The organism is Planococcus kocurii (assembly GCF_001465835.2).
Classification (GTDB): domain Bacteria; phylum Bacillota; class Bacilli; order Bacillales_A; family Planococcaceae; genus Planococcus; species Planococcus kocurii.
In genome coordinates, this window is the sequence record NZ_CP013661.2 from 1,251,349 (window position 1) to 1,278,152 (window position 26,804).

At 40.4% G+C, this 26,804-nt stretch carries 29 protein-coding genes; 13 read left to right on the top strand and 16 right to left on the bottom strand.

Going from position 1 to position 26,804, the window contains the following annotated elements:
* The first annotated feature begins 90 nt into the window (after positions 1–90).
* Positions 91–1,272, top strand: coding sequence for an FtsW/RodA/SpoVE family cell cycle protein (locus AUO94_RS06155; RefSeq protein ID WP_058386388.1), 1,182 nt, complete (start codon positions 91–93; stop codon positions 1,270–1,272).
* Between the two features lie 27 nt (positions 1,273–1,299).
* Here AUO94_RS06155 and AUO94_RS17370 read toward each other — a convergent pair whose 3' ends face one another.
* Entirely contained in the window at positions 1,300–1,440 is a 141-nt protein-coding gene (locus AUO94_RS17370) for an Lmo0850 family protein (protein WP_169793164.1), read from the bottom strand.
* Between the two features lie 231 nt (positions 1,441–1,671).
* Here AUO94_RS17370 and AUO94_RS06160 point away from each other — a divergent pair, with 231 nt between their 5' ends.
* The 4 genes from AUO94_RS06160 (at position 1,672) to AUO94_RS06175 (ending at position 5,993) form a co-directional block, all read left to right on the top strand.
* Positions 1,672–1,995, top strand: a complete 324-nt coding sequence (locus tag AUO94_RS06160; protein WP_058386389.1) for a metal-sensitive transcriptional regulator — start codon at positions 1,672–1,674, stop codon at positions 1,993–1,995.
* 16 nt (positions 1,996–2,011) lie between these two features.
* Entirely contained in the window at positions 2,012–2,233 is a 222-nt protein-coding gene (copZ, locus tag AUO94_RS06165; RefSeq protein WP_058386390.1) for a copper chaperone CopZ, read from the top strand.
* Between the two features lie 76 nt (positions 2,234–2,309).
* The gene (locus AUO94_RS06170; RefSeq protein WP_058386391.1) at positions 2,310–4,697 is read left to right on the top strand and encodes a heavy metal translocating P-type ATPase; all 2,388 of its coding nucleotides are present in this window, start codon (positions 2,310–2,312) and stop codon (positions 4,695–4,697) included.
* A 114-nt stretch (positions 4,698–4,811) separates the two neighbouring features.
* Positions 4,812–5,993 (top strand): MFS transporter, encoded by a 1,182-nt coding sequence (locus AUO94_RS06175; protein WP_058386392.1) that lies wholly within the window; start codon positions 4,812–4,814, stop codon positions 5,991–5,993.
* Between the two features lie 66 nt (positions 5,994–6,059).
* Here the strand turns inward: AUO94_RS06175 and AUO94_RS17770 are convergent, their stop codons facing one another.
* The 3 genes from AUO94_RS17770 to AUO94_RS06185 form a co-directional block, all read right to left on the bottom strand.
* Positions 6,060–6,380, bottom strand: a complete 321-nt coding sequence (locus tag AUO94_RS17770; RefSeq protein WP_223145202.1) for a DUF5658 family protein — start codon at positions 6,378–6,380, stop codon at positions 6,060–6,062.
* Between the two features lie 214 nt (positions 6,381–6,594).
* A complete protein-coding gene (locus AUO94_RS06180) occupies positions 6,595–8,151 on the bottom strand; it encodes a GNAT family N-acetyltransferase (RefSeq protein ID WP_058386393.1) in 1,557 nt (518 codons plus the stop codon).
* A 16-nt stretch (positions 8,152–8,167) separates the two neighbouring features.
* A complete protein-coding gene (locus tag AUO94_RS06185; RefSeq protein WP_058386972.1) occupies positions 8,168–9,283 on the bottom strand; it encodes an NAD(P)/FAD-dependent oxidoreductase in 1,116 nt (371 codons plus the stop codon).
* Between the two features lie 167 nt (positions 9,284–9,450).
* On the opposite strand from AUO94_RS06185, the gene AUO94_RS06190 reads away from it, so the two are divergent.
* From AUO94_RS06190 to cls, 5 genes are all read left to right on the top strand, one after another.
* A complete protein-coding gene (locus AUO94_RS06190; protein ID WP_058386394.1) occupies positions 9,451–10,296 on the top strand; it encodes an MBL fold metallo-hydrolase in 846 nt (281 codons plus the stop codon).
* Between the two features lie 157 nt (positions 10,297–10,453).
* The gene (locus AUO94_RS06195; protein ID WP_058386395.1) at positions 10,454–11,716 is read left to right on the top strand and encodes a glycosyltransferase; all 1,263 of its coding nucleotides are present in this window, start codon (positions 10,454–10,456) and stop codon (positions 11,714–11,716) included.
* On the top strand, positions 11,661–12,380 hold the full coding sequence (locus AUO94_RS06200) for an HAD-IIB family hydrolase (RefSeq protein ID WP_058386396.1): 720 nt from the start codon (positions 11,661–11,663) through the stop codon (positions 12,378–12,380). Before AUO94_RS06195 ends, AUO94_RS06200 begins: the two co-directional genes overlap by 56 nt.
* A gap of 182 nt (positions 12,381–12,562) precedes the next feature.
* Positions 12,563–13,393 (top strand): squalene/phytoene synthase family protein, encoded by an 831-nt coding sequence (locus tag AUO94_RS06205; RefSeq protein WP_058386397.1) that lies wholly within the window; start codon positions 12,563–12,565, stop codon positions 13,391–13,393.
* A 153-nt stretch (positions 13,394–13,546) separates the two neighbouring features.
* Positions 13,547–15,001 (top strand): cardiolipin synthase, encoded by a 1,455-nt coding sequence (gene cls / locus AUO94_RS06210; RefSeq protein ID WP_058386398.1) that lies wholly within the window; start codon positions 13,547–13,549, stop codon positions 14,999–15,001.
* 86 nt (positions 15,002–15,087) lie between these two features.
* Here the strand turns inward: cls and AUO94_RS06215 are convergent, their stop codons facing one another.
* The 5 genes from AUO94_RS06215 to AUO94_RS06235 all read right to left on the bottom strand — a co-directional run bounded on the left by AUO94_RS06215 (position 15,088) and on the right by AUO94_RS06235 (position 19,555).
* Entirely contained in the window at positions 15,088–15,885 is a 798-nt protein-coding gene (locus AUO94_RS06215) for a M15 family metallopeptidase (protein WP_058386399.1), read from the bottom strand.
* Positions 15,886–16,285: 400 nt separating this feature from the next.
* Positions 16,286–16,531: a hypothetical protein gene (locus tag AUO94_RS06220; RefSeq protein ID WP_058386400.1), complete on the bottom strand. Its 246-nt coding sequence runs from the start codon at positions 16,529–16,531 to the stop codon at positions 16,286–16,288.
* Between the two features lie 53 nt (positions 16,532–16,584).
* Positions 16,585–17,364 carry a membrane protein insertase YidC gene (gene yidC, locus AUO94_RS06225; RefSeq protein ID WP_058386401.1) on the bottom strand — a complete coding sequence of 260 codons (780 nt, stop codon included), beginning with the start codon at positions 17,362–17,364 and terminating at the stop codon, positions 16,585–16,587.
* Between the two features lie 169 nt (positions 17,365–17,533).
* Complete coding sequence (locus tag AUO94_RS06230) at positions 17,534–18,319, bottom strand: AraC family transcriptional regulator (RefSeq protein ID WP_058386402.1); 786 nt, start codon at positions 18,317–18,319, stop codon at positions 17,534–17,536.
* A gap of 339 nt (positions 18,320–18,658) precedes the next feature.
* Positions 18,659–19,555, bottom strand: a complete 897-nt coding sequence (locus AUO94_RS06235) for a diacylglycerol/lipid kinase family protein (protein WP_058386403.1) — start codon at positions 19,553–19,555, stop codon at positions 18,659–18,661.
* Positions 19,556–19,658: 103 nt separating this feature from the next.
* On the opposite strand from AUO94_RS06235, the gene AUO94_RS06240 reads away from it, so the two are divergent.
* Positions 19,659–20,786 carry an MFS transporter gene (locus AUO94_RS06240; protein ID WP_058386404.1) on the top strand — a complete coding sequence of 376 codons (1,128 nt, stop codon included), beginning with the start codon at positions 19,659–19,661 and terminating at the stop codon, positions 20,784–20,786.
* A 152-nt stretch (positions 20,787–20,938) separates the two neighbouring features.
* On the opposite strand, the gene AUO94_RS06245 is transcribed toward AUO94_RS06240, so the two are convergent.
* Both AUO94_RS06245 and AUO94_RS06250 read right to left on the bottom strand, forming a co-directional pair.
* Positions 20,939–21,331: a hypothetical protein gene (locus AUO94_RS06245; protein ID WP_058386405.1), complete on the bottom strand. Its 393-nt coding sequence runs from the start codon at positions 21,329–21,331 to the stop codon at positions 20,939–20,941.
* A 93-nt stretch (positions 21,332–21,424) separates the two neighbouring features.
* The gene (locus tag AUO94_RS06250) at positions 21,425–21,871 is read right to left on the bottom strand and encodes a GNAT family N-acetyltransferase (protein WP_058386406.1); all 447 of its coding nucleotides are present in this window, start codon (positions 21,869–21,871) and stop codon (positions 21,425–21,427) included.
* 97 nt (positions 21,872–21,968) lie between these two features.
* Between AUO94_RS06250 and AUO94_RS06255 the strand changes: the two genes are divergently transcribed.
* On the top strand, positions 21,969–22,460 hold the full coding sequence (locus AUO94_RS06255; RefSeq protein ID WP_058386407.1) for a GNAT family N-acetyltransferase: 492 nt from the start codon (positions 21,969–21,971) through the stop codon (positions 22,458–22,460).
* A gap of 81 nt (positions 22,461–22,541) precedes the next feature.
* Here the strand turns inward: AUO94_RS06255 and AUO94_RS06260 are convergent, their stop codons facing one another.
* The 5 genes from AUO94_RS06260 to mntR form a co-directional block, all read right to left on the bottom strand.
* On the bottom strand, positions 22,542–23,099 hold the full coding sequence (locus AUO94_RS06260; protein ID WP_058386408.1) for a DUF4064 domain-containing protein: 558 nt from the start codon (positions 23,097–23,099) through the stop codon (positions 22,542–22,544).
* A gap of 388 nt (positions 23,100–23,487) precedes the next feature.
* Positions 23,488–23,769 carry a GNAT family N-acetyltransferase gene (locus AUO94_RS06265; protein WP_058386409.1) on the bottom strand — a complete coding sequence of 94 codons (282 nt, stop codon included), beginning with the start codon at positions 23,767–23,769 and terminating at the stop codon, positions 23,488–23,490.
* 366 nt (positions 23,770–24,135) lie between these two features.
* Complete coding sequence (locus tag AUO94_RS06270) at positions 24,136–25,023, bottom strand: DUF1002 domain-containing protein (protein WP_058386410.1); 888 nt, start codon at positions 25,021–25,023, stop codon at positions 24,136–24,138.
* 53 nt (positions 25,024–25,076) lie between these two features.
* Positions 25,077–25,937 (bottom strand): CvfB family protein, encoded by an 861-nt coding sequence (locus AUO94_RS06275; protein ID WP_058386411.1) that lies wholly within the window; start codon positions 25,935–25,937, stop codon positions 25,077–25,079.
* 12 nt (positions 25,938–25,949) lie between these two features.
* On the bottom strand, positions 25,950–26,381 hold the full coding sequence (mntR, locus tag AUO94_RS06280) for a transcriptional regulator MntR (RefSeq protein ID WP_058386412.1): 432 nt from the start codon (positions 26,379–26,381) through the stop codon (positions 25,950–25,952).
* Between the two features lie 172 nt (positions 26,382–26,553).
* Here mntR and AUO94_RS17235 point away from each other — a divergent pair, with 172 nt between their 5' ends.
* The gene (locus tag AUO94_RS17235; protein WP_143039509.1) at positions 26,554–26,709 is read left to right on the top strand and encodes a lmo0937 family membrane protein; all 156 of its coding nucleotides are present in this window, start codon (positions 26,554–26,556) and stop codon (positions 26,707–26,709) included.
* Positions 26,710–26,804: the final 95 nt, after the last annotated feature.

Sequence of the window (26,804 nt, forward strand, 5' to 3'; positions counted from 1 at the left end):
GCGTCATTACTTTTATCATGCGCATATTGCAGTTATATACGTTATAATAGTTTTCGACTCACAATAATAAAAAGTACAGGTGAAAATACCATGCAAACTAACAAAAGCTTTACCGATCGAATCGACTGGTCGCTAGCTTTCATCTTATTTCTATTCTTCATCATCAGTCTAGTGGCCATTTCTTCTGCTCAGACTTCTGGTCAGTATTTAACGAACTTTGTTCCAAGACAAGCTTTATTTTATGTTGTTTCTGTCGTAATGATTGGGGTTTTGATGTATTTTGATCCTGAACAATACAAAAAGATGGCTTATTACTTATATGGTTTCGGCATTTTCTTGCTGATTCTACTTATGATTTCGCCTGACGGTGTTGGTCAGATAGCTGAGCCAGTCAACGGTGCCAAAGCTTGGTTTCACACACCATTTGTCAACATTCAGCCCGCTGAGTTTATGAAAACTTTCTATATATTAGCGCTGGCAAAAATGATTTCTACCCACCACGAACAAAATTTGATAAAATCCATCAAATCCGATTTTTTTCTTCTTGGAAAAATTGGTCTTTGTCTGGCTATCCCTCTTGGCTTTATCCTGCTTCAACCTGATTTAGGAACTGCTCTTGTTTTTATTGCTATCACTTTAGCCGTTGTGGTTGTGTCAGGAATTTCTTGGAAGATTATTGCGCCGAGTTTTGGTGGCGTCGCTGTTGTTGGCAGCGTCTTGCTATGGATGACTATTAATGCCCAAGATTTTCTGTCTAGCGCTTTTGGATTAAAACCATATATGTTCGAGCGTATTTATACGTGGCTTGACCCGTATTCCTACGCAGAATCTGGCGGATATAATTTAATTGCGGCATTGAATGCTATCGGATCAGGAGAAGTATTCGGCAAAGGTTATCAAGGACGACAGGTTTACGTGCCGGAAAACCATACAGATTTTATCTTTACTGTGATCTCAGAAGATTTCGGATTTGTCGGAGCGAGTACTGTTATCATCTTGTTTTTCATGCTTATCTATCATTTGACCAAGATAACACTGCAATTCAAAGATATGTTCAGCACTTATGTGTGTGCAGGAATTATTGCGATGATTACATTTCACGTATTCCAGAACATCGGCATGACGATTCAACTTTTGCCAATTACGGGGATTCCGCTTCCCTTCATTAGTTACGGAGGTAGTTCGTTGATCGGGAATATGCTAGCACTCGGAATTGTCTTTAGTATGAAATTTCATCACAAGAACTATATGTTCGATAAAAACAAAAAATAAAAACTCCGGCGCAGTGCGCCGGAGTTTTTATTGTTGAGATTGCGCTTGGATTGGTTGCGGCAAGGCAATTGCTTTTATTAACTCGACTCGGGATTTTGTGATTTTTGCTTGGATTCCTAGTTTCGATAAATTTGAAACAATGTTGCGAACGTCTACGTTTTTCGCCATCCAGATCACCTCTTTGTATTTTTCGTTACCTATAAGGACGTATGTAAACTTGCTACGTTTCATAAGCAAGATGCAAATCGTTGACTTTTCTGTGTCTATGTATATAATACCATCATTTCAGAATTTTAAACTTATCATTTTGATGACAATTGCGAAGAAAATGTAAATCCTTTGATTTATATACCCCATAGAGGTATAATATAAGCAGATTTAGGAGAGGAGAATCTTCAGATGAGCGAATTAATTGAAAAACCCTTTGCACTGGATAACTCTTGTCGAAAAAGCCACCATCCCCTCTCCGTTAAAAGGGATTTGACCAACCGTCTGAACCGCGTGGAAGGACAAGTCCGGGGTATAAAAGGTATGGTGGAGAAAGATGTTTATTGCGATGACATCATCACACAACTTGCGGCTACTCAGTCTGCACTAAACAGCGTTACTAAAGTTTTGTTAGAAGGCCATTTAAAAGGGTGCGTTAAAGATCGTCTCGAAAATGGTGAAGAAGAAGTATTAGATGAACTACTTATAACCATCCAAAAAATGATGCGGAAATAACAAGGAGGAAATTATGATGAAAGAACAAATTAATTTACAAGTAGGCGGCATGTCGTGCCAACATTGTGTGAAATCTGTAACAGAAAGTGTTATGGCTTTACCAGGAGTCGACAAAGTAGAGGTCTCTTTAGAAAACGCTTCTGTTGATGTAGCTTATGACGCCTCAACTATTGATGTGGCTCAAATTGCGGAAGCCATTGAAGATCAAGGATACGATGTTGCAGCTTTAAGTGAGTAACTGCGGAAACGCAGTTATTTTTTTCAAAACATTATACCCCCAATAGGTATATAATTTCAGGAAGGGTGGGAGAATTATGAGCACAAAAAAAACTGAAGTGGCGATTACTGGAATGACCTGTGCAGCGTGTGCGAATCGCGTCGAAAAAGGTCTTCAAAAATTGCCGGGCGTTTCACAAGCTACAGTCAACTTTGCCACCGAAAAAGCTTCGGTCGTCTATGACGATGAGCAAGCCTCTGCATCGGCAATGCAACATAAGATAGAACAATTAGGATACGGAGTGCGACAAGAAGAAATCGACTTTTCTATCCAAGGGATGACGTGTGCCAATTGTTCGGCGCGTATTGAAAAAGTATTGGGTAAAATGGAAGGTGTTCAATTAGCCAATGTCAATCTAGCCATGGAAACGGGGCACATTTCGTATAATCCCAACGCTGTCAAGCCTGAGGATTTTATCAAACGGATTCAATCACTCGGTTATGATGCGATTCTTAATCAGGAAAGCGATGAAGCCGCCGACTACAAACAACAGGAAATCAAAAAGAAAACTCGTTTGTTCTGGATATCAGCCGCATTTTCCTTCCCTTTACTGTGGACTATGTTTAGCCACTTCTCTTTCACTTCCTGGATGTATGTACCTGATATTTTGATGAATCCACTCGTCCAGTGGGGACTCGCAACACCTGTTCAATTTTGGATTGGCGCTTCTTTCTATAAAGGTGCCTATTTTTCTTTGAAAAACAAATCAGCTAATATGGACGTTTTGGTCGCACTCGGCACATCGGCCGCTTACTTTTACAGCGTCTATTTAGTTCTTGCCAATTGGAATATGAGCCATAATATGGGGTTATACTTCGAAACGAGTGCGGTCTTAATCACGCTGATTATTTTAGGAAAAGTATTTGAAGCAAGAGCCAAGGGGCGTTCTTCAGATGCCATAAAAAAACTGATGAAGCTTCAGCCTCAACATGCATTGGTCGAGCGCGGAGACGAATTCGTTAGCTTGCCCATCTCAGAAGTTAAAACAGGCGATATTCTATTGATTAAACCAGGAGCATCGATTCCTGTTGATGCTGCTGTTCTTTCGGGCAATTCAGCCGTTGATGAATCCATGCTAACGGGTGAAAGTTTGCCGGTTGATAAAGAAGCAGGCGACGCTGTGTTTGCAGCGACCGTCAATTCTAACGGCTCACTTCGCGTGCAGGCTGACAAGATTGGTAAAGATACCGTCTTATCGAATATTATTCGCGTCGTCGAACAAGCACAAGGATCTAAGGCGCCGATTCAGCGGCTCGCTGACCAAATTTCCAGTATTTTTGTTCCTGTTGTCGTAGGAATCGCAGTCATTACGTTTATCATCTGGTATTTCCTAGTGTCACCAGGAAATTTTCCAGCTGCTCTCGAAAGTACCATTGCAGTACTCGTTATTGCCTGCCCTTGTGCACTTGGTCTGGCTACACCGACTTCCATTATGGCAGGGTCTGGACGTGCTGCTGAACAAGGTGTTCTTTTTAAAACAGCTGAGTCACTAGAAAACACCAAACATATCGATACGATTGTCTTGGATAAAACAGGAACGATCACCAATGGGCATCCTGTTGTAACAGACTTTATTCCAGTAGCTAATTTTGACTTAACGGATTTGAAAAATTTGGCGGCTAGCGCAGAAAGTCAATCTGAACACCCTGTGGCGCAAGCCATCTCTGATTTTGGTGACGCTAACCTAAACGTTAGTTCGTTTGAAGCGATACCAGGACACGGCATCCGCGCAACAGTAGCAAATCGCCAAATCGTAATGGGCAATCGACGCTTGATGGAAGGAATCGCAATTGACGAATCTCAAGCAGAAATCTTTGAACGAGACGGCAAAACCGTTATGTTCATCGCAGTCGATGGCCAGTATGGTGGACTTGTTGCAGTAGCTGACACGGTTAAAGAAAATGCCAAACAGGCAATTCAGGAAATGCGCGATATGGGTCTACATGTCGTCATGCTAACCGGAGATCAAGAACAAACAGCAATGGCGATTGCTAAACAAGTCGGCATTGATGAAGTATTTGCAGGCGTTTTACCTGCCGAAAAAGCAGATGTTATTTTAAAACTTCAAGAACAAGGCCGACGCGTTGCGATGGCTGGAGATGGATTGAACGATGCACCTGCTTTAGCTACTGCTGATGTTGGTATGGCAATGGGCACTGGAACAGCGATTGCGATGGAAGCCGCCGACATCACATTAATGCAAGGTGATTTGCTGAGAGTGGTCGACGCGATTCGAATGAGTCGCTTAACTGTCCGCAATATTAAACAGAATCTGTTTTGGGCACTCGCCTATAACACAATCGGCATTCCAATTGCAGCAGCTGGCTTCTTAGCTCCTTGGCTTGCTGGTGCAGCGATGGCTTTCAGTTCCGTATCAGTTGTGATGAATGCGTTGCGACTTCAACGTGTAAAACTAAATAAATAATTATTCATTTTTGAGAGAGCCATTTCTGGCTCTCTTTTTTTCGATCATTGTTCTATAGAAGAAACAAGGGTAAAATAAGGACACATTCTTTTCAGAAAGCGGGAATTTCTTATTATGAAAAAAACCATCTTACTATTGATGTCCGTTCAGTTTTTTGTTTACTTAGGTTTCGGCATTATTATCCCAATTTTACCCGAAGTAATCGTTCAACAAGGTTATTCAGAAATCCATGTCGGTGGACTCATCACGATCTATGCCCTATCTTCTTTTTTCACTGCACCACTATGGGGAAGACTTTCTGATCGAACCGGGCGCAAGAAACTGATCCTTGTCGGTTTAGCCGGCTTTAGCTTGAGTTTTTTCTTATTTTCACTATTTCTAGATCATTTAATGTTATTGTACTTTTCACGTATTGTCGGTGGTTTATTCTCTGGTGCACTTTACACGGCTGTCACAGGCTATGTAGCAGATATCACCACAAATGAAGATCGCAATAAATATATGGGCTTTCTTGGCATGTCGATCGGTCTTGGGTTTATTTTTGGACCTGCAATCGGAGGCTTGCTCGGCTCTGTGTCTCTTTCGTTACCGTTCACGGTTTCTGCAGTACTGGTTCTGCTATTGATGGGCTATGCAAGCCTCGTCTTAAAAGAGCCTGTTCGTAAAGGTGAAGCAACAAAACGTGCGCTTTTGCCAAAAGGCTCTAGCACACTCTGGCAATTCCGTATCCGCTATTTATTTTTAATGTCCTTTATGGTTACCATCTTACTAGCGGGGTTAGAATCAACTTTTCAATTGTTTCAAATTGACCAAATTAGCATTACTCCACTTCAGCTTGGTTATTTGTTCATCGCTAGCGGACTGGTTGATGCCGCGATTCAAGGTGGCGTCGTCCGCCGCATAAAAGATGGTGCTGAAACAAAATGGATCATTGGTGCACAAGTCGTTACAGCTCTCGGCTTGGTTATTCTCCCCTTTACCAACAGTTTGATTTTCGCAGGTGTTGCACTAAGCATCTTTACTGCTGGGAATGCCCTTTCTCGTACTGCATTGGTATCACTGACGTCAAAAGAATCAGGGGGTAAGTACGGTACAGCTGCTGGATTGACTTATTCAATGGACAACCTAGGTCGCATTATTGGTCCTTTGGCATTTACGTGGCTGCTCACCATGCAAGCAGGGGGAATTTATTATTTATCTGCAGCGCTGGCACTAGCTAGCATCTTGCTCATCCTACTGTTTAAAGCTTCTACTAAATCTTTAGCCACAACAAACAAAGCCAATGCTTCTGCGTAATTGGCGTTTCTACTTAGCATAAGCATCGCTGCTAGCGGTGCTTTTTTGTAGCCGAATTTCTTCTAGCTACACAAACAAAATGATTAGCCACATTAGATGAAGTAGGAGAACGCCTGAATAAAGCAAGTTTGCGAAAAAAAGTGTATAACGCCATGTGCGGGATTGAATCTCGATGAATGGTGTAAAGAGGAAGCTGAAGAGACAACAAGACAATAAGATTTTGATGCCGAGGAGAGCTAAGGGAGATAATGACACTAACAATGGATTGGCTTCGTTTATAACACCAAATGAGAGACCTATGTAGGTCAACATCCCATCAAAAAAATTCAAAATGACTAAGCACCAGACATATTTTTTTAACGGGTTACTTTGCTGATCAGACCTCATGCTTTACACCCCATTTACTAGAAATACATGACCTTAGTAATGGGTTACCCTTATTTCTTAATTTTCAGACAATAAAAACAGGTATTTGTTCATATATTTTTTATACACCTAGGAATAACCGATCGATTCTATTAAAACCGAGAAAGCTACTATGCATGCCCCATGTCATTGATTTACCAAGAACTTGACGACAACAAACTCGCAAAAAAGCCCATCACTCTTCATGATAGGCTTTTTCTTTTGTATGATAGCGCTGATAGACGTCGTGAAACTCGAGAAAATGCTGCCAATCCTTTTCGAACTCGGGTTGGATGCAAGAAACTTGGAACAACTGACGCACTTTCAAATAACTGCTGGCACAATGTAACTCAAATCCTGAAAGATGAGCATCTTCGACTAAAAATCGAGTCTCTTCTATTATTTTAAATGTGCGAGACGTCGGGTAGCCAGTAGCCAAGTTTGGCCAGTCTTTCGTATCTTCTTTCATTTGTATAAACCGTTGTTTTAATCGTTCATATCGCGCAGGATACGCTTTTAATGCGCGATGCATGCTTTCTAATAAACTTGCAGAAAACGTAAACGGTACATCTGTTGCATAAAGCCCCAAATCCAAATAACTTGGCAAGTTGTCGTCTGGATCAATTTTATGGCTACTAAAAACGATAGCGACTCCACTTAATGTTCCAAGTGCTTTGCCACTCGTTGCTGTCGCAAGCCACACATTTTCCAATGACAACGGTACGGCACCAAAACTGCTAATGCAATCTAAACACAATTTCACATTTCGCTGTTTACATGTATCAGCTAGTATACGAAAATCATTTAATTGACCAGTAGACGTTTCGCCATGAGCCATCAAAACCCAACTGACATTCTCTTGTTCCAGCTGACGCGCTATTTTTTCCATTTGAAAAGCTTGACCCCACGCTTCTTCAACTACCTCAAATTCCATGCTTAATCGCTGTGCTTGTTGGACTAACCGTTTGCCAAATTCGCCATTTACTAAAATCAGCCCTTTGGAGTTTAGCCGCTTGATTTGCCCAAGCATTGCTTCGTTTGCTAAAGTGCCACTCCCTGAAAGCAGATGTGGAATCATTTCCGTCATTTCTTCGAGCATGCGGTCTACTTCTTGTCGAACTTCACGAAAAGCCGCGGACCTGTGAGAAATAGGTGCTTCTTGAAAAGGAGTAGCGAGTTCCGCAGTTAACGCCACAGGACCAGGTAAAAATAAGCGGCGCTTTGCTTGTAACCTCGCTGCGACAGAATCATTGTACTGATGACGTGTCGTGACCATTGGAACAAAGACAGCTGCGCCTGTCCCCATTGGTTCCGCAAATGCTCGAAAGCCCAGCTGTCCATACAGTTTCATCTGACGGACTGTTCCGGAAATCACTGCCGAGTCAAACCCTTGCTCGAGACAATAATCGGACAGGGCGCGTGCTAAAAGGAAAAAAACACGCCCATTCCGATGTTCTTTTCGAACGGCCAGCAAACGGATTTCACAAACCTTACCGGCATCTGGTAGGAACTCTTCAATAGATCCAATTTTGAGATCCAACGAAAAAGGACGTTCAGAACGTAGCGCAATCATTCCAACTACCTCCACTCCTGACAACACAATTAAGTAGGTATTCTGTTTATGAAATAGATCCGTGCGCGTCCCACTGTCATTTGCTTGGTGTTGAGGAATTTCTTCCACAAAGGTTTCGTAGTTTAAACGCGCAATGTCCTTAAATTCCGCCTCGGTTCGAGCAACTTTGCACCAATACATGATCTTCCGCCTCCCTTCAGCTTCTAAATGCATCTTCTACTTGATAAAGACTCAAATCGATATCAACAAGTTCCCCAAGTGCGAGTTTTGCTAGTTGCCCTCCCAAATAAGGACCTGCAGTCAGACCTGAAGCGCCAAGTCCGTTTGCCACATAGAAGTTTTCGTAGCCCGGAACTTGACCAATAAATGGCAATGCACTTGTGGTAGCTGGACGAAATCCGGTAGCAGCACCCGCCATTTCCGTTTGTCCAAGCCCAGGTGCTGCTTCTAATGTTTTATCTAGAATGTGGTGAATACCGCCCGCTGTTAATTTGTCATCAAAGCCTACTCCGTTTTCATGGGTAGCTCCAGCAACAATTCTACCGTTCGCAAAAGGCACAATGTATTGACCGTAAGGAACCATAGCAACTGGCCAATCACCTGTACTCTGTTCATCTGCTTGCAACTGAAGAATTTGCGCTTTTTGTGGCACAATATCTAAATCTAATTCCAAGGGTTTGAACAAATCTGCAGCCCATGCGCCTCCTGTCGAGATGACTCGGTCTGCATAGATTTTTTGTCCTTCTACTAGAACGCCAACCACTTGTGAGTTTTCTACAAACAATTCAGCATCGCCGGTTAAACGCTCTGCTCCAAGTTTTACAGCCGAAGAAATCAAAGCGTCTCGAATGGCTTTTCCATCCACTCGAGCCGCTCCGCTGACCCAAAGCGCTCCATATTCCTCTGTCGCATACGGAAAAAGGGCTATTGTTTCTTTTGATGACAGTCTCTTGATGTCTCCCATTTCAGGTGCATCCACTCTTCGTTCATATGCTTTTTGCTCCATCTTATCTAGTTTGCTCTCTTCATGGATGCTAACGATGCCGACTTGTTTGTAACCCGTATCGGTTTCACCTAAAGCTTCAAGCTCACGAATCAATTCAGGATAATACTTGGCACCGCTTTTCGCTAGTCCGTACCATGCTTTGTTTCTTCGCTGCGAAATCCATGGACAAACGATACCCGCTGCCGCTCCCGTTGCTTGTCCTTTATCGCCTCTATCTATTAAAGTAACTGACGCTCCAGCTTTGGCTGCATGGTAGGCAGTAGAGGCTCCTAAAATTCCTGAACCAATAATAATTAATGATTTCATGTAAACACCCAGTTTCCAAAAGTCTTGTGTCTTCATTCTAATCCAGTCAGCCAAGAGACTCAAATCCATTTCATAGATTTAGCCTGATACGGATTCAAATTTAGAATTTCGGGTAAAGCTATTAGTAGTAATGTCAGCAGAAGTTTACCAGAGGAGGAACTAATCTTATGGAAAGAAGTCAATCAACTGAAAACCTATTGCCCATAACTTCTATTCATAGCGGGTCTGGAGTCGAGATAGCTCCCGATGTATACTGCTATACCGTCCAAGTAGCCAATGTTTTCTTTATCGGCAATCCCGCTACCAGTAACGAGTGGGTATTAATTGATGCAGGCATGCCACATAATGCGAATAAAATCCTCGAGGCCGCAGAAAAACGCTTTGGACCTGAGCATCAGCTCAAAGCCATCATTCTAACACATGGTCATTTTGATCATGTGGGTAGTCTCATTGATATTTTAGAACAATACAAAGTGCCGGTTTATGCGCACCCTCTTGAATTTTCTTACTTAAAAGGCATCACTGATTATCCAAAGCCTGATACGACAGTCGAAGGCGGACTGTTGGCAAAAATGTCAAGCATTTTCCCAGCCAAAGCAATTGATATTTCTGCGCATCTCCATGAACTACCCTCAGATGGTAGCGTCCCAACAATGCCGGGGTGGCAATCGATTCATACACCAGGACATTCAGCGGGTCATGTCTCACTGTTCCGCGAACAAGATCGTCTTCTCATTGCGGGCGATGCTTTTGTTACGGTGAAACAAGATTCGTTGTATAAAGTTCTGCGACAGAAAAAAGAAATACACGGTCCACCTGTTTATTTCACAACAGATTGGCGTGCCGCTTGGGAGTCTGTCTGCAAACTGGCTGACCTTAAGCCTTCAATCGCTGCAACAGGTCACGGCAAACCAATGACTGGTGCAGCTCTCGCTAAAGGATTGGTTGATTTGGCAGAGAATTTTCAAAAAACCGCGGTGCCTGCTCACGGTAAATACGTCCACACAAAATAACTACCATTTATCAGCAGAAACAGCTTTCTCGTTCCTGATGATTTCCAAAAAGAATGACAATTCAAAATACAATGTTTAGAATTTTGTAGTGTGGGTAAATAACTATGATAACCTATTTTACTAAACGACCAATAACACGAAAAGGAGTTGAGCTTTTATGAGTAAGAAAGCATTATTTATTTCGGATCATGGCGATCCATTAGCTGAACTCGGTGGCAAACAAGCGGGTGGCCAAAATAATTACGTAAAGCAATTAGCACTCGCATTAGAAAACAAAGGATGGCAAGTAGACGTCGCAACTCATTGGTGCGATTCTTCAGCACCTCAAATAGAAACGTTCGGGACAGCATGTCGAGTAATCAGACTGGAATCTGGACATAAAGGATTCGTGTCAAAAGATGAGATGTACACAATGCTTCCTGCCTTTTATGAAGAGCTAAAAAGCACAGTAAATCTGGAATCCTATGATATTGTCCATACTCATTATTGGTTATCTGGTTTAATCGGTAAAAAATTGAAGAAAGACTTTGGATTGCCTTATGTACACACCGCTCACTCACTCGCATGGGCAAAAGAAAAAGCAACAGGAGTTCATGATCAGCGCCGGATAAATGCAGAAGGAGCTATTTTAAAAAATGCAGACTATGTACTTGCTACTACTAATAACGAAAAACAATTGATCCAAACTTTTGTCAACTCTCCTTCTCCCATCAAAGTTATCCCCATCGGTGTAGACCGAGCATTTAAAGTACGTGGAAACCGATCACATTTACGCAAAAAATTCGGTTACCACAACCCTCTCTTTGTTTTTGCCGGAAGACTGGAAGTAACTAAAGGAATTTTTACGCTGCTAAAAGCTTTTCAATTACTAGTAGAAAAAACGGGTCCTACCGATACACCTTATTTGATTATTGCTGGTGGAGATGCTGAATCTATCGATTTGGAAACAAATTTACCTAAAGACAAAAAACTGCGTGAAGCCGTTCGCGGGATTGAACATCGCATCGAGTTCTTAGGTTCGCAGTCTCAAGAAGAGCTGGCATTATTATTTAACTCAGCTACAGCTACAATTGTACCAAGCTTTTATGAATCATTCGGAATGGTCGCCGCAGAAGCCCAGGCCTGTGGCAGTCCCGTTATTGCTTCAGATATTGGCGGATTGAAAAACGTTGTTCAAGACGGTATTACCGGTCTGTTAGTCGAAACAAAAAATGAAATTGACTTGGCGATTGCGATGGAGGTCTTGTCAGCAAACGCATTATTAACTGAACGATTAAGTCGTCAAGCCGTGCAAATTGCGCGCAAAGATTTTGACTGGGACTCTATTTCCAAACGCATAAATACATTGTACGAGGTGATTATCGATGAACAGAGCAACGCATTTGTTGGCAACAGATTTAGACGGAACGCTCGTCGGTGATCGCAATAGTTTAAAAAAATTGTTGGATTTTTATAATGCCCAAACTTATACAGTTTCGTTAATCTATATTACCGGGCGTCATTACCAATCTGCCCTATCTCTCATGACAGAACAAAATTTACCGGTTCCCCACGTGCTTATTACAGACGTGGGAACCGGCATTTACATAGGCGATTCATTAAAGCCAGACCTTGAATGGTCTGCATTCTTGGAAAAGTCTTGGATGCCCCAACAAATAGATGCGATTGCAAGAGTGATTCCAGGTTTGGTTTCGCAAAATTTGCCAATTACTACACGCTGTTCTTACTTCGCTTCAGACTTAGCCATTGTAGAAGCTTTTCGTTCACAACTAAATAAAGCCGGCATTCCTCACAAGCTCATTTACAGTGGCGGTCGTGATGTCGATATCCTGCCATCCGGTAGCGGCAAAGGACAGGCTCTTCAATACATTTTGGATAAGTACAAGCTAAATACAGCTAAATTGTTAGTGGCCGGTGATTCTGGAAATGACGTAGAAATGTTGACACTGGGTTTTCCTTCAGTCATCGTTGGCAATGCACAGCCTGAACTACTCAAACAAACTGAGCACCCGTCTATTTACCGGGCCAAACAAGAATTTGCAGGCGGCATTCATGAAGCTTGGCGCTATTTTTATACAGATTGACCTTTTCCCTTTGAGCAGAAATTTGTTTGAAGGGGTTTTTTCTTCGAAATTTAAGGTTCTAGGGTAAAGGTTTGTTTTTTTACCTATATGGTTTATATTTAGTAGGAGATCATTTTGTAATCAGAAGGTTTGCCATATTTAAAGTCTGTGAATGTCAAACCACACAACAGGAGGAAATTGAGATGAGCAAAGTTTCGAATTTACAAAAAGAGTCCTTGGCTATGCTAAAAGAAACAAGCCGGACCTTTTTCATCCCAATCAGCTTTTTAGAACCTACGTTGAAGAAAACTGTTGGCTCAGCCTACCTTTGTATGCGCGCGATTGATGAAATTGAGGATCATCCCGAACTAGAAGATCAGATTAAAATTCAGTTACTGAGCACCATTCAACAAATGCTGGAAACAGATTTTAATGAGTCCAAATACTTGGAGCTTGTTGCTCCCTATGAAAATTTTCTTCCTCCCGTTACTATGCGTTTAGCTGACTGGATTAGTGTTTGTCCTGAGGAGATACGAGGGAAAGTAATGGAATCTACAGCCATTATGGCTGGTGGCATGTCCAAATGGGTAGAAAAAGATTGGGTCATTAAAACAAAAGAAGATTTAGATGAGTATACGTACTATGTGGCTGGACTCGTTGGCACAATGCTTTCAGACATCTGGTACTGGCATGACGGAACAATAACAGACCCAGATCACGCTATCGCTTTTGGCCGAGGATTACAGGCCGTCAACATGTTGCGAAATTACGATGAAGATTTCGAACGAGGTGTGACGTTTGTGCCGGAAGGTTGGACACGTGAAGACATGTTCAATTACGCCAAAAATAACTTGGCTAAAGCTGACCAGTATGTCAAACCCATAAAAAACAAGCGAATTCTCATGTTCTGCAAAGTTCCGTTAGCTTTAGCACATAGTACGCTAAAAGCGTTGAAGTCCGGAAAAGAAAAGATGAGCCGGATGGAAGTCGAAGGCATTGTAGAACAGTTAAAACAAGAAGAACATTTAAGCTAGCCTGCTCCAGCCTGCTGTTTCTAAAGAGGCTGGATTTTTTGAATCCGCGGCTATGGAAAAGCCTGTTTTTCTTTTAATTGCGTATTTTTAGACACAGGGATTAAAAAATTGTTGCATTTACTTGTGCAAGTTTTTAAAGTTAGGAGAATTCCAATGACAGTAACCATTATTAGTGTTCTCACGGCAGCCATTTTTGTATTAAACATTATGCTTGCAGCAGCGCTCGTATTTCTTGAACGACGAGATGCCTCTTCTACATGGGCTTGGCTACTGGTCTTATTTTTTATTCCGATTTTTGGTTTCTTCATTTATTTGTTTTTGGGCAGACGCTTGAGAAAAAAGACACTTTTCAAGTGGGAAGGCAACAAACGAATCGGTATCGAAAGCCTAATTGCTCATCAAATGAACGAATTGCACGATCACGAGTTTGAATTTAAAGATCCCAACACAAAAAAGTATTCCGATTTAATTTACTTACATTTAAGAAATAATGGTGCTTTGCTGACTCAAGACAACAGTGTTCAAATTTTTAATGATGGTCGTGAAAAATTTGATTCACTACTCAAGGACATCGCAACTGCCAAAAACCATATTCATATCCAATACTACATTTTCAGATTAGATGAACTAGGCACTCGGATTGTCGATGCTTTAACTGCTAAAGCAAAAGAAGGCGTGAAAGTGCGTTTACTTTATGACGATATGGGTTCACGTAGTTTAAGAAAACGGCATTTCAAAGAATTATTAGCAGCTGGAGGAGAAGTCGAAACTTTCTTCCCTTCAATTTTACCTATCATCAATCCGCGGTTAAATTATCGCAATCACCGAAAAATTGTCGTAATCGATGGCCAAGTTGGATATCTCGGTGGCTTTAACGTGGGCGATGAGTACATTGGATTAAGCCGAAAATTTGGGTACTGGCGTGACACTCATTTGCGTATTGAAGGCAGTGCCCTGCATCCTTTGCAAACACGCTTTATCCGTGATTGGAATCAGGCATCTGTACATCATGACATTGCATACGATGAATTTTTCTTTCCTGTTAAACCAGCGCAAGGAAATACGTCTATGCAAATCGTTTCTAGTGGTCCTGACGAAGATTGGGAACAGATAAAAGACGGGTACGTAAAGTTAATCAACTTGGCTAAAGATTATGTTTACGTACAAACACCTTATTTTATACCAGATGCTACTTTCTACGATGCGATTCGCATCGCAGCTTTATCAGGTATCGATGTCCGCATTATGATTCCAAATAAACCAGATCATCCATTTGTTTACTGGGCAACTTACTCTTATGTTGGACAAATGCTAAGAGCTGGCGCACGTGTTTTCACTTACGACAATGGCTTTTTGCATACAAAAATGATTGTCACAGACAATAAGGCGTCTACTGTTGGCACCGCCAATATTGATGTCCGAAGCTTTAAATTGAATTTTGAAGTGAATGCTTTTATTTACGACGAAAAGATATCGACTGACCTTGCGGAACTCTTCCATCGTGATATGAAGCTCTCGACTGAATTGACTTATGAAATGTATTTGGATCGTACACGAATGATTAAAACCAAAGAATCGATTGCCCGCCTGTTAGCACCTATTTTATGATAAAAGTGATTCTTTTTATAACTTTTACGAATCTAAATTGGCTCATAAAAAAACGTCTCCGAAAAAAGGAGACGTTTTTTACTTTCTTAAATCCCTAAATATTCTTCTAATGTAATGTCTTGTTGATAGATTTCAGTCGCAATGTCTTTACCCACATATCGGAAATGCCAAGATTCATGCATATAGCCCGTGATGTGTTCGCTGCCTTCTGGATAGCGCAGAATAAATCCATACTGATGTGCGTTACTCGCTAGCCACTTGCCGCCTTCCGTATCACCAAACGATGCCGAAGCCCAGTGCTGTTCTTTTCCAGCTTCTCCAATATCAAACGTCAGACCTGTTTGATGCTCCGAATAGCCGGGACGTGCACTGTATCGATCTGCTGCTTGTTGACCATCCTTCGCTACATAGCTATCGTACAATTGCTTTTGTCGCGCAAAATCACGATATGTACTAAATCCGTGCAGATTGAGACCCGCTTCAGCCGCTGCTGCTTTCATTGTCTCAAAAGCCGATCGTGCTTCTGGTACTTCTCCAGGTGCATAAGTTTCGGGTAACGGATGCTGCTTGTTTGCCAATAGCACACCGTTAATAATGGTTGGCGCTTTCGGTAATTCAATGTCTTCTGGATAAATCGTAGCATCTGGCGCTTCTTCAGGTTTTTCAGGTTCAGTTGGTTTTGCAACTTCATCTTTCGGTGTTTCTACAGCAGACTCTTCCGTCGATACAGCGTCTGTCAATGCTTTCATGCTTTGCTCGACATCTAAGTCGTGCATATATAACCATACTGCCGCTAATGCAGCCATAATTGCTGACACACCAATCACCACCCATTTGATAGAGAACTTTTTATTTTTTTGATTTACGCGATTGATAAATTTCATACTAAGCCTTCCTTCTGTCGATTTCTATTTTATTCTATCATTCTTACTGACGAAATTCTTCGTTAACAAGTCGCTTTTTCTCTTTGTTTTTTAAAAATAACGATTTACTTCCAGAAGATGTGACAATGTCTTCTGAAAACTTTACTTTACTTGAGTTTTAAATGGATTTATTAGACAAAAAAAGACCTCATTAATATCAACAAAAAGACCCCCTTAAGTTTTTACCTCTTTTCGAATAACTATTTATAAACACTTAAGGAGCTGGAAGCATTGGATCAACTATCAGAACATGATATCCAGGCATTGATGAATCAATTAGATACACTACTTGAAGAACGCATGAAAGAAAAATATGATTATACAAAAAAAGCACAATCTCGTTAGTGAGATTGTGCTTTTTTTATAATAAGATCGTCCCTAGAACGACAAAGAACAATAGGCCGAACACGACGGACATGCCAAGCATCCATTTAGCTTCCCGGTGCATTCCTTGCGCTTTCATATGACGATAGCGAAAGCTGTTTGTTAGAACGAAGAGCAAAGTCATGAACAGCACAGCTACTTCTAAATAGCCGAACAGGAGAAAAGTCAATGCCGTGACACTCAAAAGTCCAATTGCTATTCCTTGTACAAGTTTCATATTCATATAAGTATCTCCCAAAAAAGAAAGCCGACAATAGTTGCCGGCTCTCTTTATTATTATTTTTTCTCTTCTACTGCTTCCAGTGCTTTTTCTGGATGATTCGAGTAGAACTTACGACCAATAAAGGTTTGGATAATCAGGAGAATCCCGCCGACTGTCCAGTATACCGGTAAAGCTGCCATCGATGTGAATGAAATGAACATGATCATAATTGGAGAAATGTAGACGAACAATTTCATTTGTTTTTGTTGTTGTTCAGGCATAGTCCATAAAGATACTTTTGCCTGGAAGAAATAGACCGCTCCGGCAATCAAAGTCATAATAACGTCCGGCGAACCTAGACTAAACCATAAGAATTCGTGGGCTTGAACATCCGGCGAATGCAGGATAGCAAAGTACAGACCCATGATGATTGGCATTTGGATAACGACAGGCAAGCATCCCATGTTTAACGGGTTTACTTCGTGTTTTTTGTAAAGCCCCATCATTTCCTGTTGCAATTTCATCTGTTCTTCCTTGTCTTTCGTTTCTTTCAAGCGCTTTTGAATGTCTTCCATTTCAGGACGCATAGCATCCATTTTCACTTTCATTCCCTGCTGGCGTTTGTATGTCCGCAGCATAAACGGCATTAATACTAAACGAATAATAACCGTAATCACAACAATTGCCAACCCGTAACTTCCACCAAACAAGTCACCCAAATAATTCAACGACACGTCAAACGGTTTAACAAAAACCGTATAAAACATACCTTCTTTGTTTTCTACCGCCGAACATCCACTCAATAAAACAACAGCGAACGCCATCATCATTAATAATGTAATTTTCTTTTTCAAATTAGTCACCTTCACCTTTTTTAACTACCTTGAAGTATAACGATAAGCACAACAAAATTCAATCCATGAACAGAACACTCGTGTAATTTTTAATTTTTGTGACAAAATTACGGCATTCCATTTGCTAAATTCATTTTAATGGCAAGAAAAAAAGGAGAATTTCTTCTCCTTACTTGGCATTTGGCAACGTATAGCGGAAATATGGAATGTGCTGGCTATCACGAAATTGCTTTGGTGTAACTTCCGTGTACTTCTTAAAAATTCGCGTGAAGTAACTTTGATTGCAAAAATGAAACTGCTTAGAAATTTCTGAAATGCCTTTATCGGAGTGACGAAGATAGTATTGAGACTCTTCTACACGACGAACGTTCAAATATTCAACTAGTGTAATACCCGCATGTTCTCTAAATATACGTGACAAATGGCTTGTTGAAATACTAAAGTGTTTGGCAATGTCTTCAACCGATAAATCGCGTTCTACTTCATCATTAATGTAAATAACAACTTTGTTGACTGTTTGATGCCCAAAAGAAGGCTGTTTGCGCTCAGAGATAATGGATACAAAAAACTCAATTAACTCATCAGCTACGAACATGAACTCTGAATCATTCATATGTTTGTCGACCAATTCCACACAGGCAGAGTTAAATGCAAATGCTTTTTTAGGCGGCACACGCATTTCATACAATTTTCGTGCCATAACAGAAGACAGGATGATGTAATAATTACGGATCGATCGGATAATATCTTTTTCGGAACGAAGTGAAAGCATGTCAATTAATTCTCTTAATGTTTCTTTAGCACGCTCTTTTTCAAGGTGGTGAATTTCATACATTAGCTGTGTTTCAATCTCAAAAAATTTATCCAATCCATCAATTTGGTTTAAACTTTCTGTTTCATTCATAAAGATCTTTGAAATAGTTTCTTGAATGGATGGTGCTGTGATAATATTCATCGTTTCCCCGTCTTTCTTTGTACAAGTTTTTGCGGCATTATCTCAACTATATACTGAAATAAACTAAAATAATAGAGTGAAGCTGCTATTTTTGTATTTTATTTATGTAATTTGCTCTATATGTGAATTCTTTCTCTTGTGCCTTCAGTAATGCTTTAATACAATTTTTATACTATATAAGACGATTTTACTCTTAATAAGTTTCATTTTTACTCACAAAACTTAATTTTAACAGGAATCCAGAGTAATCTATAGAAATCAGACTTACTGTAAATTCCTGTGTGGTAGTCATATCTGTTGTGCCATTATATTTTAACTAGCAGAATACAAATTCCGCTGTTATTCATCCTCGTTTGGTGGAATTAACGCACGGATATGGCGCGGTAATACTTCAATGATAAATGGAGTTGCGCAGCCTTCATCTCCATCAATATTACTAGATAACGGTTCATTTGTTTTAATCGATACTTTTGTTGTATGAATGACTTCTACTGCTGGATCTTCTTCTAACTTTCCTCTAAGTACTGAAGTTGCAATGCGGACAAAAGCTGGCAAAGCAGCATTTTTCACAATATATAGATGCAGTAGACCATCATCTGTTAAGGCGTCAGGCGCTAGTTTTTCAAATCCACCTACTGAATTCGTTAAAGCGACGAGCACTAATTTCGCTTCTCCAGACCATAGCCCATTATCATGTTCAACTTCGAAATAGGTTTCTGAGTCAGCCGCAATGGCCTTTACCCCTTCAATAAAATAGGCCAACGCCCCCAATTTGGTTTTTTTTGCTGGATCGATATCATAAGTGGACTCGGCAATGGCACCAATTGCCAGTATATTCATAAAGAACTGTTCTCCGACTTTAGCAATATCTACACGCTTTTCGTAACCCGTTTTAAGCGCTTCAATAGCGGACGGTGGGTCCAAGGAAATTCCCAAAGCTCGCGCAAAATCGTTGACCGTACCAAGTGGAATCAGCGAAAAAAGTGGCTCATGAGACTGTTCAGCTATTCCTGATACCGCCTCGTTAATCGTACCATCTCCGCCCATCGCCACGATGAAATCGTATTCTTTCTCACAGGCTTCTGCTGCAAAATGGGTAGCATCTTTTGCTTTTTTAGTTTCTCTTGTATCTACTTCGTATCCCATTGAGACGAGTGTCTTTTCAACTTGGTCGCGGTATTCAGAAGCTTGTTCTTTTCCGGAAGATGGATTTAATATAAACATTGCTTTTTTCATCATCAGACCTCCAATGGTATAATACACTTATAGTTGTCATGTGCCTTATGTCTGGGCAGACAAATTCTACAAACTGTAATTGTTAAGGAAAGTAGGAACCGTCTTGCGTATTTTCATTTATGTGATTATCTTTTTTTCTTTCTTCGACTTGTTCGCCCAGCTACCTATCATGAGTACGTATGCGGTGTCTTTAGGCGCTAGTCCTTTTATCGCCGGATTAGCAGTTGGTATGTATTCATTATCGAATACGTTCGGAAATATTATTTCGGGCATTTTTTCCGATCGAAAAGGCCCATTTGCAATTTTAGTCGTTGGACTCTTGTCGACAAGTACCACATTACTCACCTACTCCTTAATTGATGGGCCCTATAGTTTACTCGCAGTGCGATTTCTGCACGGCTTAGCAGCTGGACTTGTAGTTCCCGCGGCCTTCACGTACTTAGCCAATCGAACAGAAACAGCTAAGCGTGGAAAAGGAGCAGCCATATCAGGCGCCTTTATCGGTTTAGCTGCGATTGTCGGGCCAGCTTACGGCGCTGTCTATACAAGTCGAAACAATGTTCCTGAAACGATGCTTCTAACCGGAACGATGATTTTCCTTGTTGGCGTAGCGGCCTTTTTAGCCTTGCGTCGAACCGCCGTAACAAAACACAAAACTATCAAAAACTCTGCGTCTTTGATAGATATTCTAAAAAATATCGGATTGATTCGTTCTTTTTCAGGTGCCTTTTTCCTGATGTTCTCACAAGGTGTGCTGGCTTATATGTTGCCACTTAAAGTTGATAGCCTTGGATTCGATTCTCAACTTAGCGGCTTGTTGTTGAGCACCTTCGGAATTTCTGCAATCTTAGTATTTCTGCTCCCAACCAACCGAATTTTTGACATCGTTAAACCCATTTATACTTTAATCGCTGGATTTACCATCATGGGAGTTTCATTATTCTTTGTAAGTTTGGTGTCAACCGAACTGTTGCTTTATGTGGGTATGTGTTTTTATGGACTTGGATTTGCTTTGCTGTTTCCGTCCATCAATTCCATTTTAATCGATTCGACCAGCACTTCGTCTCGCGGAAGATCCTATGGTTACTTTTACGCCTTTTTCTCCGCTGGTGTCGTTGTCGGTTCTGGTATTACAGGGGCTTTAGCCCTCAATCCCAATCAAGGATTTATTGTCAGTGGCTCTTTATTAGTTGCTTCTGCTTTACTTAATGTGCTGACTTTAAAGAAATAATCGGTAGTAAAAGGGGCTGTCCCAAAAAGTCATGAAACATGACTTTTGGCGACAGCCCTTTTGTCTTTTTGTTGCAAGAACAGCTGGAGAAGATTAGGTATGTTTTCTCCACTAATTTTGGTTTCAGAAACGTACGTGAAAGCCTCTTATCTTTATAAATTATCTGTATTAATTTTGGTTTCTGGAGTAGCTGACTTCGTGTTTTCAGCCTTTTCGCTACCAGCGTCGTTTGATGACAACTTCACATCACTAGTTTCGTTGTCTTTCTTTTTTTGTTGTTGTTCGTTGTAGTACTGGATGCTTGCGGCTGCTCCACCTTCTGCAACCATTTTTTCTTCTCGATCTTCTGTAGTGTGTGAGACATTATCATCATTTGCAGTTGAATGATCGTTTTTGTTCAAATTTTGTGATTCCATGTAAGAATTCACCTTCACTTTCGTATCATTAAAAGCCTTAGTGGCTTTTTCACGATTTTCAGGATTTTTAAAATATGCATATGCTCCAGCAGCTAAACCTGCTAATAAGAGACCTCTTCCTCTTGCCATTTACAGCACTCCTTTATCCGTTTTTTTCATTACTTACTATTTACCCCGCTTTTCACAAAGCTAATCCTAAATTAGATGTCAAAAGTATTACAGTTAATTACGCGTCCACTTCATGTCAACGTGCGGAATTCCATCTTCGTCATAGCTTTCTGAAGTAGGCTGGAATCCAAAAGATTGATAGAACTCTTGCAAGTATACTTGTCCTTGCAATTGAATTGCCTGCGCCTGCCATTGTTCCGAAATATAGTCGATGCTCTTCTCGATCAATTGTTTGGCTAACCCGCGTCCTCTTGCCTCTTTGTGAACGATAACTCGACCAATTGACGGAAACTCATACTTGAGACCAGCCGGAACTAATCGCGCATAGGCCAATATCGCGTCATTTTCACTGTAAAGTAAATGAATAGCTTGCTGGTCTAAACCATCTATTTCTGGATAAGGACAGTTTTGTTCAACTACAAATACATCAACTCGCAACTTTAGCACATCATATAATGTGCGTGCTGATAAATCATCAAACTGATAGATTTTAAAATCCATATCTTAATAGTCACCCCTTTACTTCTATTATTCCACATTAGTGGCTATTCACCTTTATTTTTGATATGATTGCAGAAAGAATTTCAGAGGTGATTACATGATTCGTACCGGTACATCTGCAGATATCTCATCTGTTCAAGAGATCGCCAAAGTGAGTTGGAATGATACGTATGCAGGAATCATTCCCTCTACTGTTCAAGAAAGTTTTCTCGATAAATCCTATTCTACTCCGATGATGGAGATGCGTTTAAAAAGAACCATTTTATTACTGGCAGAACACGAAGGGCAGCCTGTCGGTTTTGCCAACTTCACGAAAGTCGATGAGGATGGCGATGCTGAGCTAATCGCTATTTACATGAAACCAGAATTTCAACGTTCCGGTTACGGTAAGCAATTATTTGACAGTGGCTTAAGTCATCTTACCAATGGCCATCAGTTATTTGTCTACGTTGAAAGTGAAAATACAAAGGGTCGCAACTTCTATGAAACGAACGGCTTTAAGTTTTTGGAGGAATTCGAAGAATTATTCGAAGGACATCCTTTGCAAACTGCCAAATACGTTTACTACTTAAAAACAGCCGCCTTGTAGAGGTGGCTGTTTTTATAAATTCAATAAAAAAGACGTTCAGGCGATTTCAGCCTGAACGTCTTTTTTATTTGTGGAACACTCCTATAGCGGACGGTAAGGGGTGTCATCATCATTACGTATTTTTGTATCGTCGTTACGTAATGAATCTTCTTTGCGGTGCAACTGATCTTCTTGGTATTTAAAATCATCACCACGTAAATTCTGATTTGACTCTATCCGAGGTTTTCGGACAAAACACATAATGGCAGCGATGTAAAACAGAATAGACGTTAATGACAACAATCCTGCAAACAATCCTGCAATAATAAAGAATACGCCAGCAATCGATGCTTTCCCTTTTTTACGAAGATTGATTAGCGCCACAATCGCCAAAATTGTACTTAGCGCCAATAATGCAATCGTTACCCATCCCACAACATTAAAACCTGAAGACATCATATCTAGCATTAACTGTACATCCTCTGGATTTGTTATTGTCGGATCTGCTAACATTTCCTCCTCCATGAATTGTCGCATCTCTGGCATAGTCGAATAACTGACCATCGCAAAACCGATTAAAGCCATTGCTAAAATGTTAAAAACAATTCCAATAATACCTAATACTTTCTCACCCGCTCGATTCACGGTGTTCTGAATCATGCGATTCACCTCTTTCTTTTGAGTTCTTAAGCTAGTATACGTAATAATTGCAGAGTTTAGTTGCTTACTTTATGCTTTTCCCTTAATTAAATTAATAAAACCTGTTTAAACAGCTCTCTTCTGGGTATTTTATTAATAACAAAGATTTGAAAGGAGTTCTAAAAAATGGAAAAAAATCTAATTTTTAGTCAAGCAGATTTCATGTACGGAGTTGGTGGAGCATCAGTCTTGACAGCCATCGTTCTTTTTATAACCAGCATTTAAATGGAGGTAATGAATGGAAAACTACATAGCAGACTATTAACAAAAAGCAATCCACTCAATTGAAAGAGGATTGCTTTTTGTATGCCTTTTTGTTGGTATAGCTAATAGAACAGGGTATAAATTTCTATATTTTCACATCCTCGTATTCTTTGTAACGATCAAAAGCAGTTACTGCATAAGAACACACGGGCTCTACTTTAAAATTATTTTTACGAGCAAAGTTCACCGCCTGGTCTAATAATTTTTTAGCCAGACCTTTGTTGCGCATTGATTCATCGACAAAAGTATGTTCAATCACCATCACGTCAGCTAACTTCGTCCACGCAATCTCTGCTTTCATAATGCCTTCTACTTCCAGACGGTAAGCAAATTCATCACTGCCTAATTCAACCAATTTAAAATCCATTTTTCAGTCTCCTCCTATTCACTAATTCCTCTTCAACAGATAAAAACACGTCAATTTCAATATGTTCTGTTACTAAAATATCGAAATTTACGAACGTTTGTTTATATGTATTTCGCCAAGCAGACCTTCATCTCCTGTTAAAAACACCTAAATAGCTTGCTCTTCTTTACAGAGTAGCTATTCTTTGATTTTTTCACTTACGTTAGAAATCCAAATTAACGGCATGTACCCCGATTTATGAAATTGTTCTTATCTCGAATTCAAGATAACAAACTTATCCTATCATTCACTTTTATTTCCTGCAAACCATTTGATTCAACAAAAAAAACAGACACATTCTCGAAAGGAGAGTATGTCTGCTTCAAATTAGTTTATCCAACCGCTAACTGTATCGGCTATTTTTTTAAAGAAAGATTTCACACTTTCCCAGAAGCCTTCGTCATTAACGATTGTCGTAAGCTTATCCTCAATCGTCTTACTCAAGTCTTCCAATTGCGTTGACCACTTTGAAAAGTCAATATCCAATTGACGAATGCGATCCATCAAATCTACTAATAATTGACGGTCTTCCGGACTCAACTCAATTTGAAGTTTGCTCAATTGTTCTTCAACAATTTGTTCTACTTCTTCGCGTGATGCAGGATTTTTTTCAGCAATTTGTTTTTTGATTTCAGTTAATAACTCACTGACTTTAGCATCTTCTATCCCGCCATCTGCAAGTTCAGTTGCCACAGTTAACTCATCATTGGCGACGTCTGTCCGTTCTGGATCCAACTTTTCACCATTCACTTCATAGGCTTTGTAGATTCCAACAAGTGCCGAATGGCCAGTTACCGCTTTTGGTGCCGCAACTTCTACTGTAGCGTTTTCGATACCCGCTGTCAGCATAGCATTTCCATACATTTCAGAAGTCACTTGTGTGATGTTTTCTGGTGTCACGATGTTAATGACTAATCCTGCGCCTTCATCTTTACGAGTAATTTTAGCAGATGAATACATATTGGCACGGGAATCTCCGTCTTTAATGTACTTGATCAAATCTTCACCGGTCACTTCAATTTCTTCTACGTCTACTTCTTCTGCGACATCTAGGCTGTCAGCTACAGATGCTTTTTCATCAGCTGATAAATTCCCTCCATAGACGACGATTGGCAGACCAAATTTCTCGTTAATGCCGACATTTGCCGAACTGTATGACGGCAATACGACAGACAGTGTAAACAGTAATGCTATGACAGTCATTATTTTTTTCATGTTAACTTGCCCCTTTCTTCAAATTAATACGAAATTAACTTGAAAAGGTTCCTTTACTTAGTTGACTTAGTCCATCCTTCTTCTTGGATGATCTGCCGATTTTTATACAATTTACCAATAGCACGCTTAAAAGCAGCTTTGCTCATGCCGAAAATTTCTTGAATTTCGTCTGGAGAAGACTTGTCGGTAAATGGCATTTGTCCGCCTGACTCTTCTAGATAACGCATAATTTGTTCAGAATCGTCCAGTAAGCGTTCTTGTTTGCGCGGCAATAAAGAACCATTCAATGTTCCATCATCTTTTACGCCAATAATACGAACTGTTTTTTCTTCTCCTAAACGCGGCTCTTCTTGACGTTCAGTTTCATGGATGAAAATTCGGTGCATATCAGGTACAGATAGCATAAACGTACCGACTGGCAATAATCGATAAGCACGTGCCTGTAAATTTTGGTTGAAAACTGTTTCCGGAGCTGGTTGCATCAATTCTAGTACTTTTTCTTCGGTTGCTAGACGTCCGTACAAATCACCGTGACGATCTGTTCGAAGTGTCATAAAAATATGATCACCTTGTTTTGGCCACAACTCCAAAATTTGTGGAAGGTCCGCAGGCAACAAATACACTTCACGTGTCGTGCCAATATCCACTACTGCACCTTCACGCTGAGATACTTTTAATACTTTAGCCCAGCCATACTCACTTGGCAGAATATGCGGAATCATCGGAGTTGCTGAAACGCCACCTTGTCGATTGCGGTAAAGAAAAACTTCAATTTCTTCTCCAATTTCCTGGCCTTCTTCTATTTCTGATTCGTTCATCATTACTTCATCGCCTGAGCCATCTGATAAAATCCATTGCGATGTCGAACGATCTTTCACTTGTAGTAATGCTTTTAATCCTGGGTGTAACGCCATAATTAGCTCCTCCTATTTCTGTTCACTATCTTTTCCTTCTTTTTTTAACTGTTCCAGTTTGTCCCTAAAATCCGGGCTTTCTTCAAGTAGTTGGACCAAATCGGTAATCCGATCGATTGAATTCCAGCTCAAGTGGTGTTCAATGCCTTCAACATCTTCATAGATTCGTTCTTCATCTACACCGATCAATTGGAGAAATTGCTCGAGCAAGCCATGTCGTTCCAATAACCGTTTGCCAAGTTTCTGGCCTCTAGGCGTTAACACAAGGCCTCTATAGCGTTCGTATATCAAGTAGCCATCTTTATCCAGCTTCTGTACCATCTTAGTTACAGATGAAGGTAACACGGATAAGGCCTCCGCGATATCCGATACACGCGCATAGCCTTTTTGCTCAATTAAAGAATAAATGATTTCAATGTGGTCTTCCATACTTGGAGTAGGCAAAATTCTTTCCTCCCTCACGTAGCTATGTTCAGTTTACTATACCGCCATCATTGAAACAACTGGACTGAGTTCACCGTAAAACGATTCATTTTTCAGAAAGGTTTAAGGCAATTATCTTAGGGGTAATTACTTAGTATAATAAATATTAAGTAGAAAGGTTAGGTGAAAAAAAATGGCACGTATTCTTTGGATTATTCTTGCAGTTATTATTGTAGTATGGCTTATCGGATTCTTAATGCAAGTTGGTGGCGGACTCATACACATTCTTTTAGTTATTGCTGCAATCATTCTAGTTATCAACTTAATTACCGGACGTAAGGGCTTATAACCGCCTTATTTATCACAAACAAAAGAGTTGTCTCAAAAGTCATCTTACCTGACTTTTGGTGGCAACTCTTTTTTGTTTATTCGTCTAATAGCAAA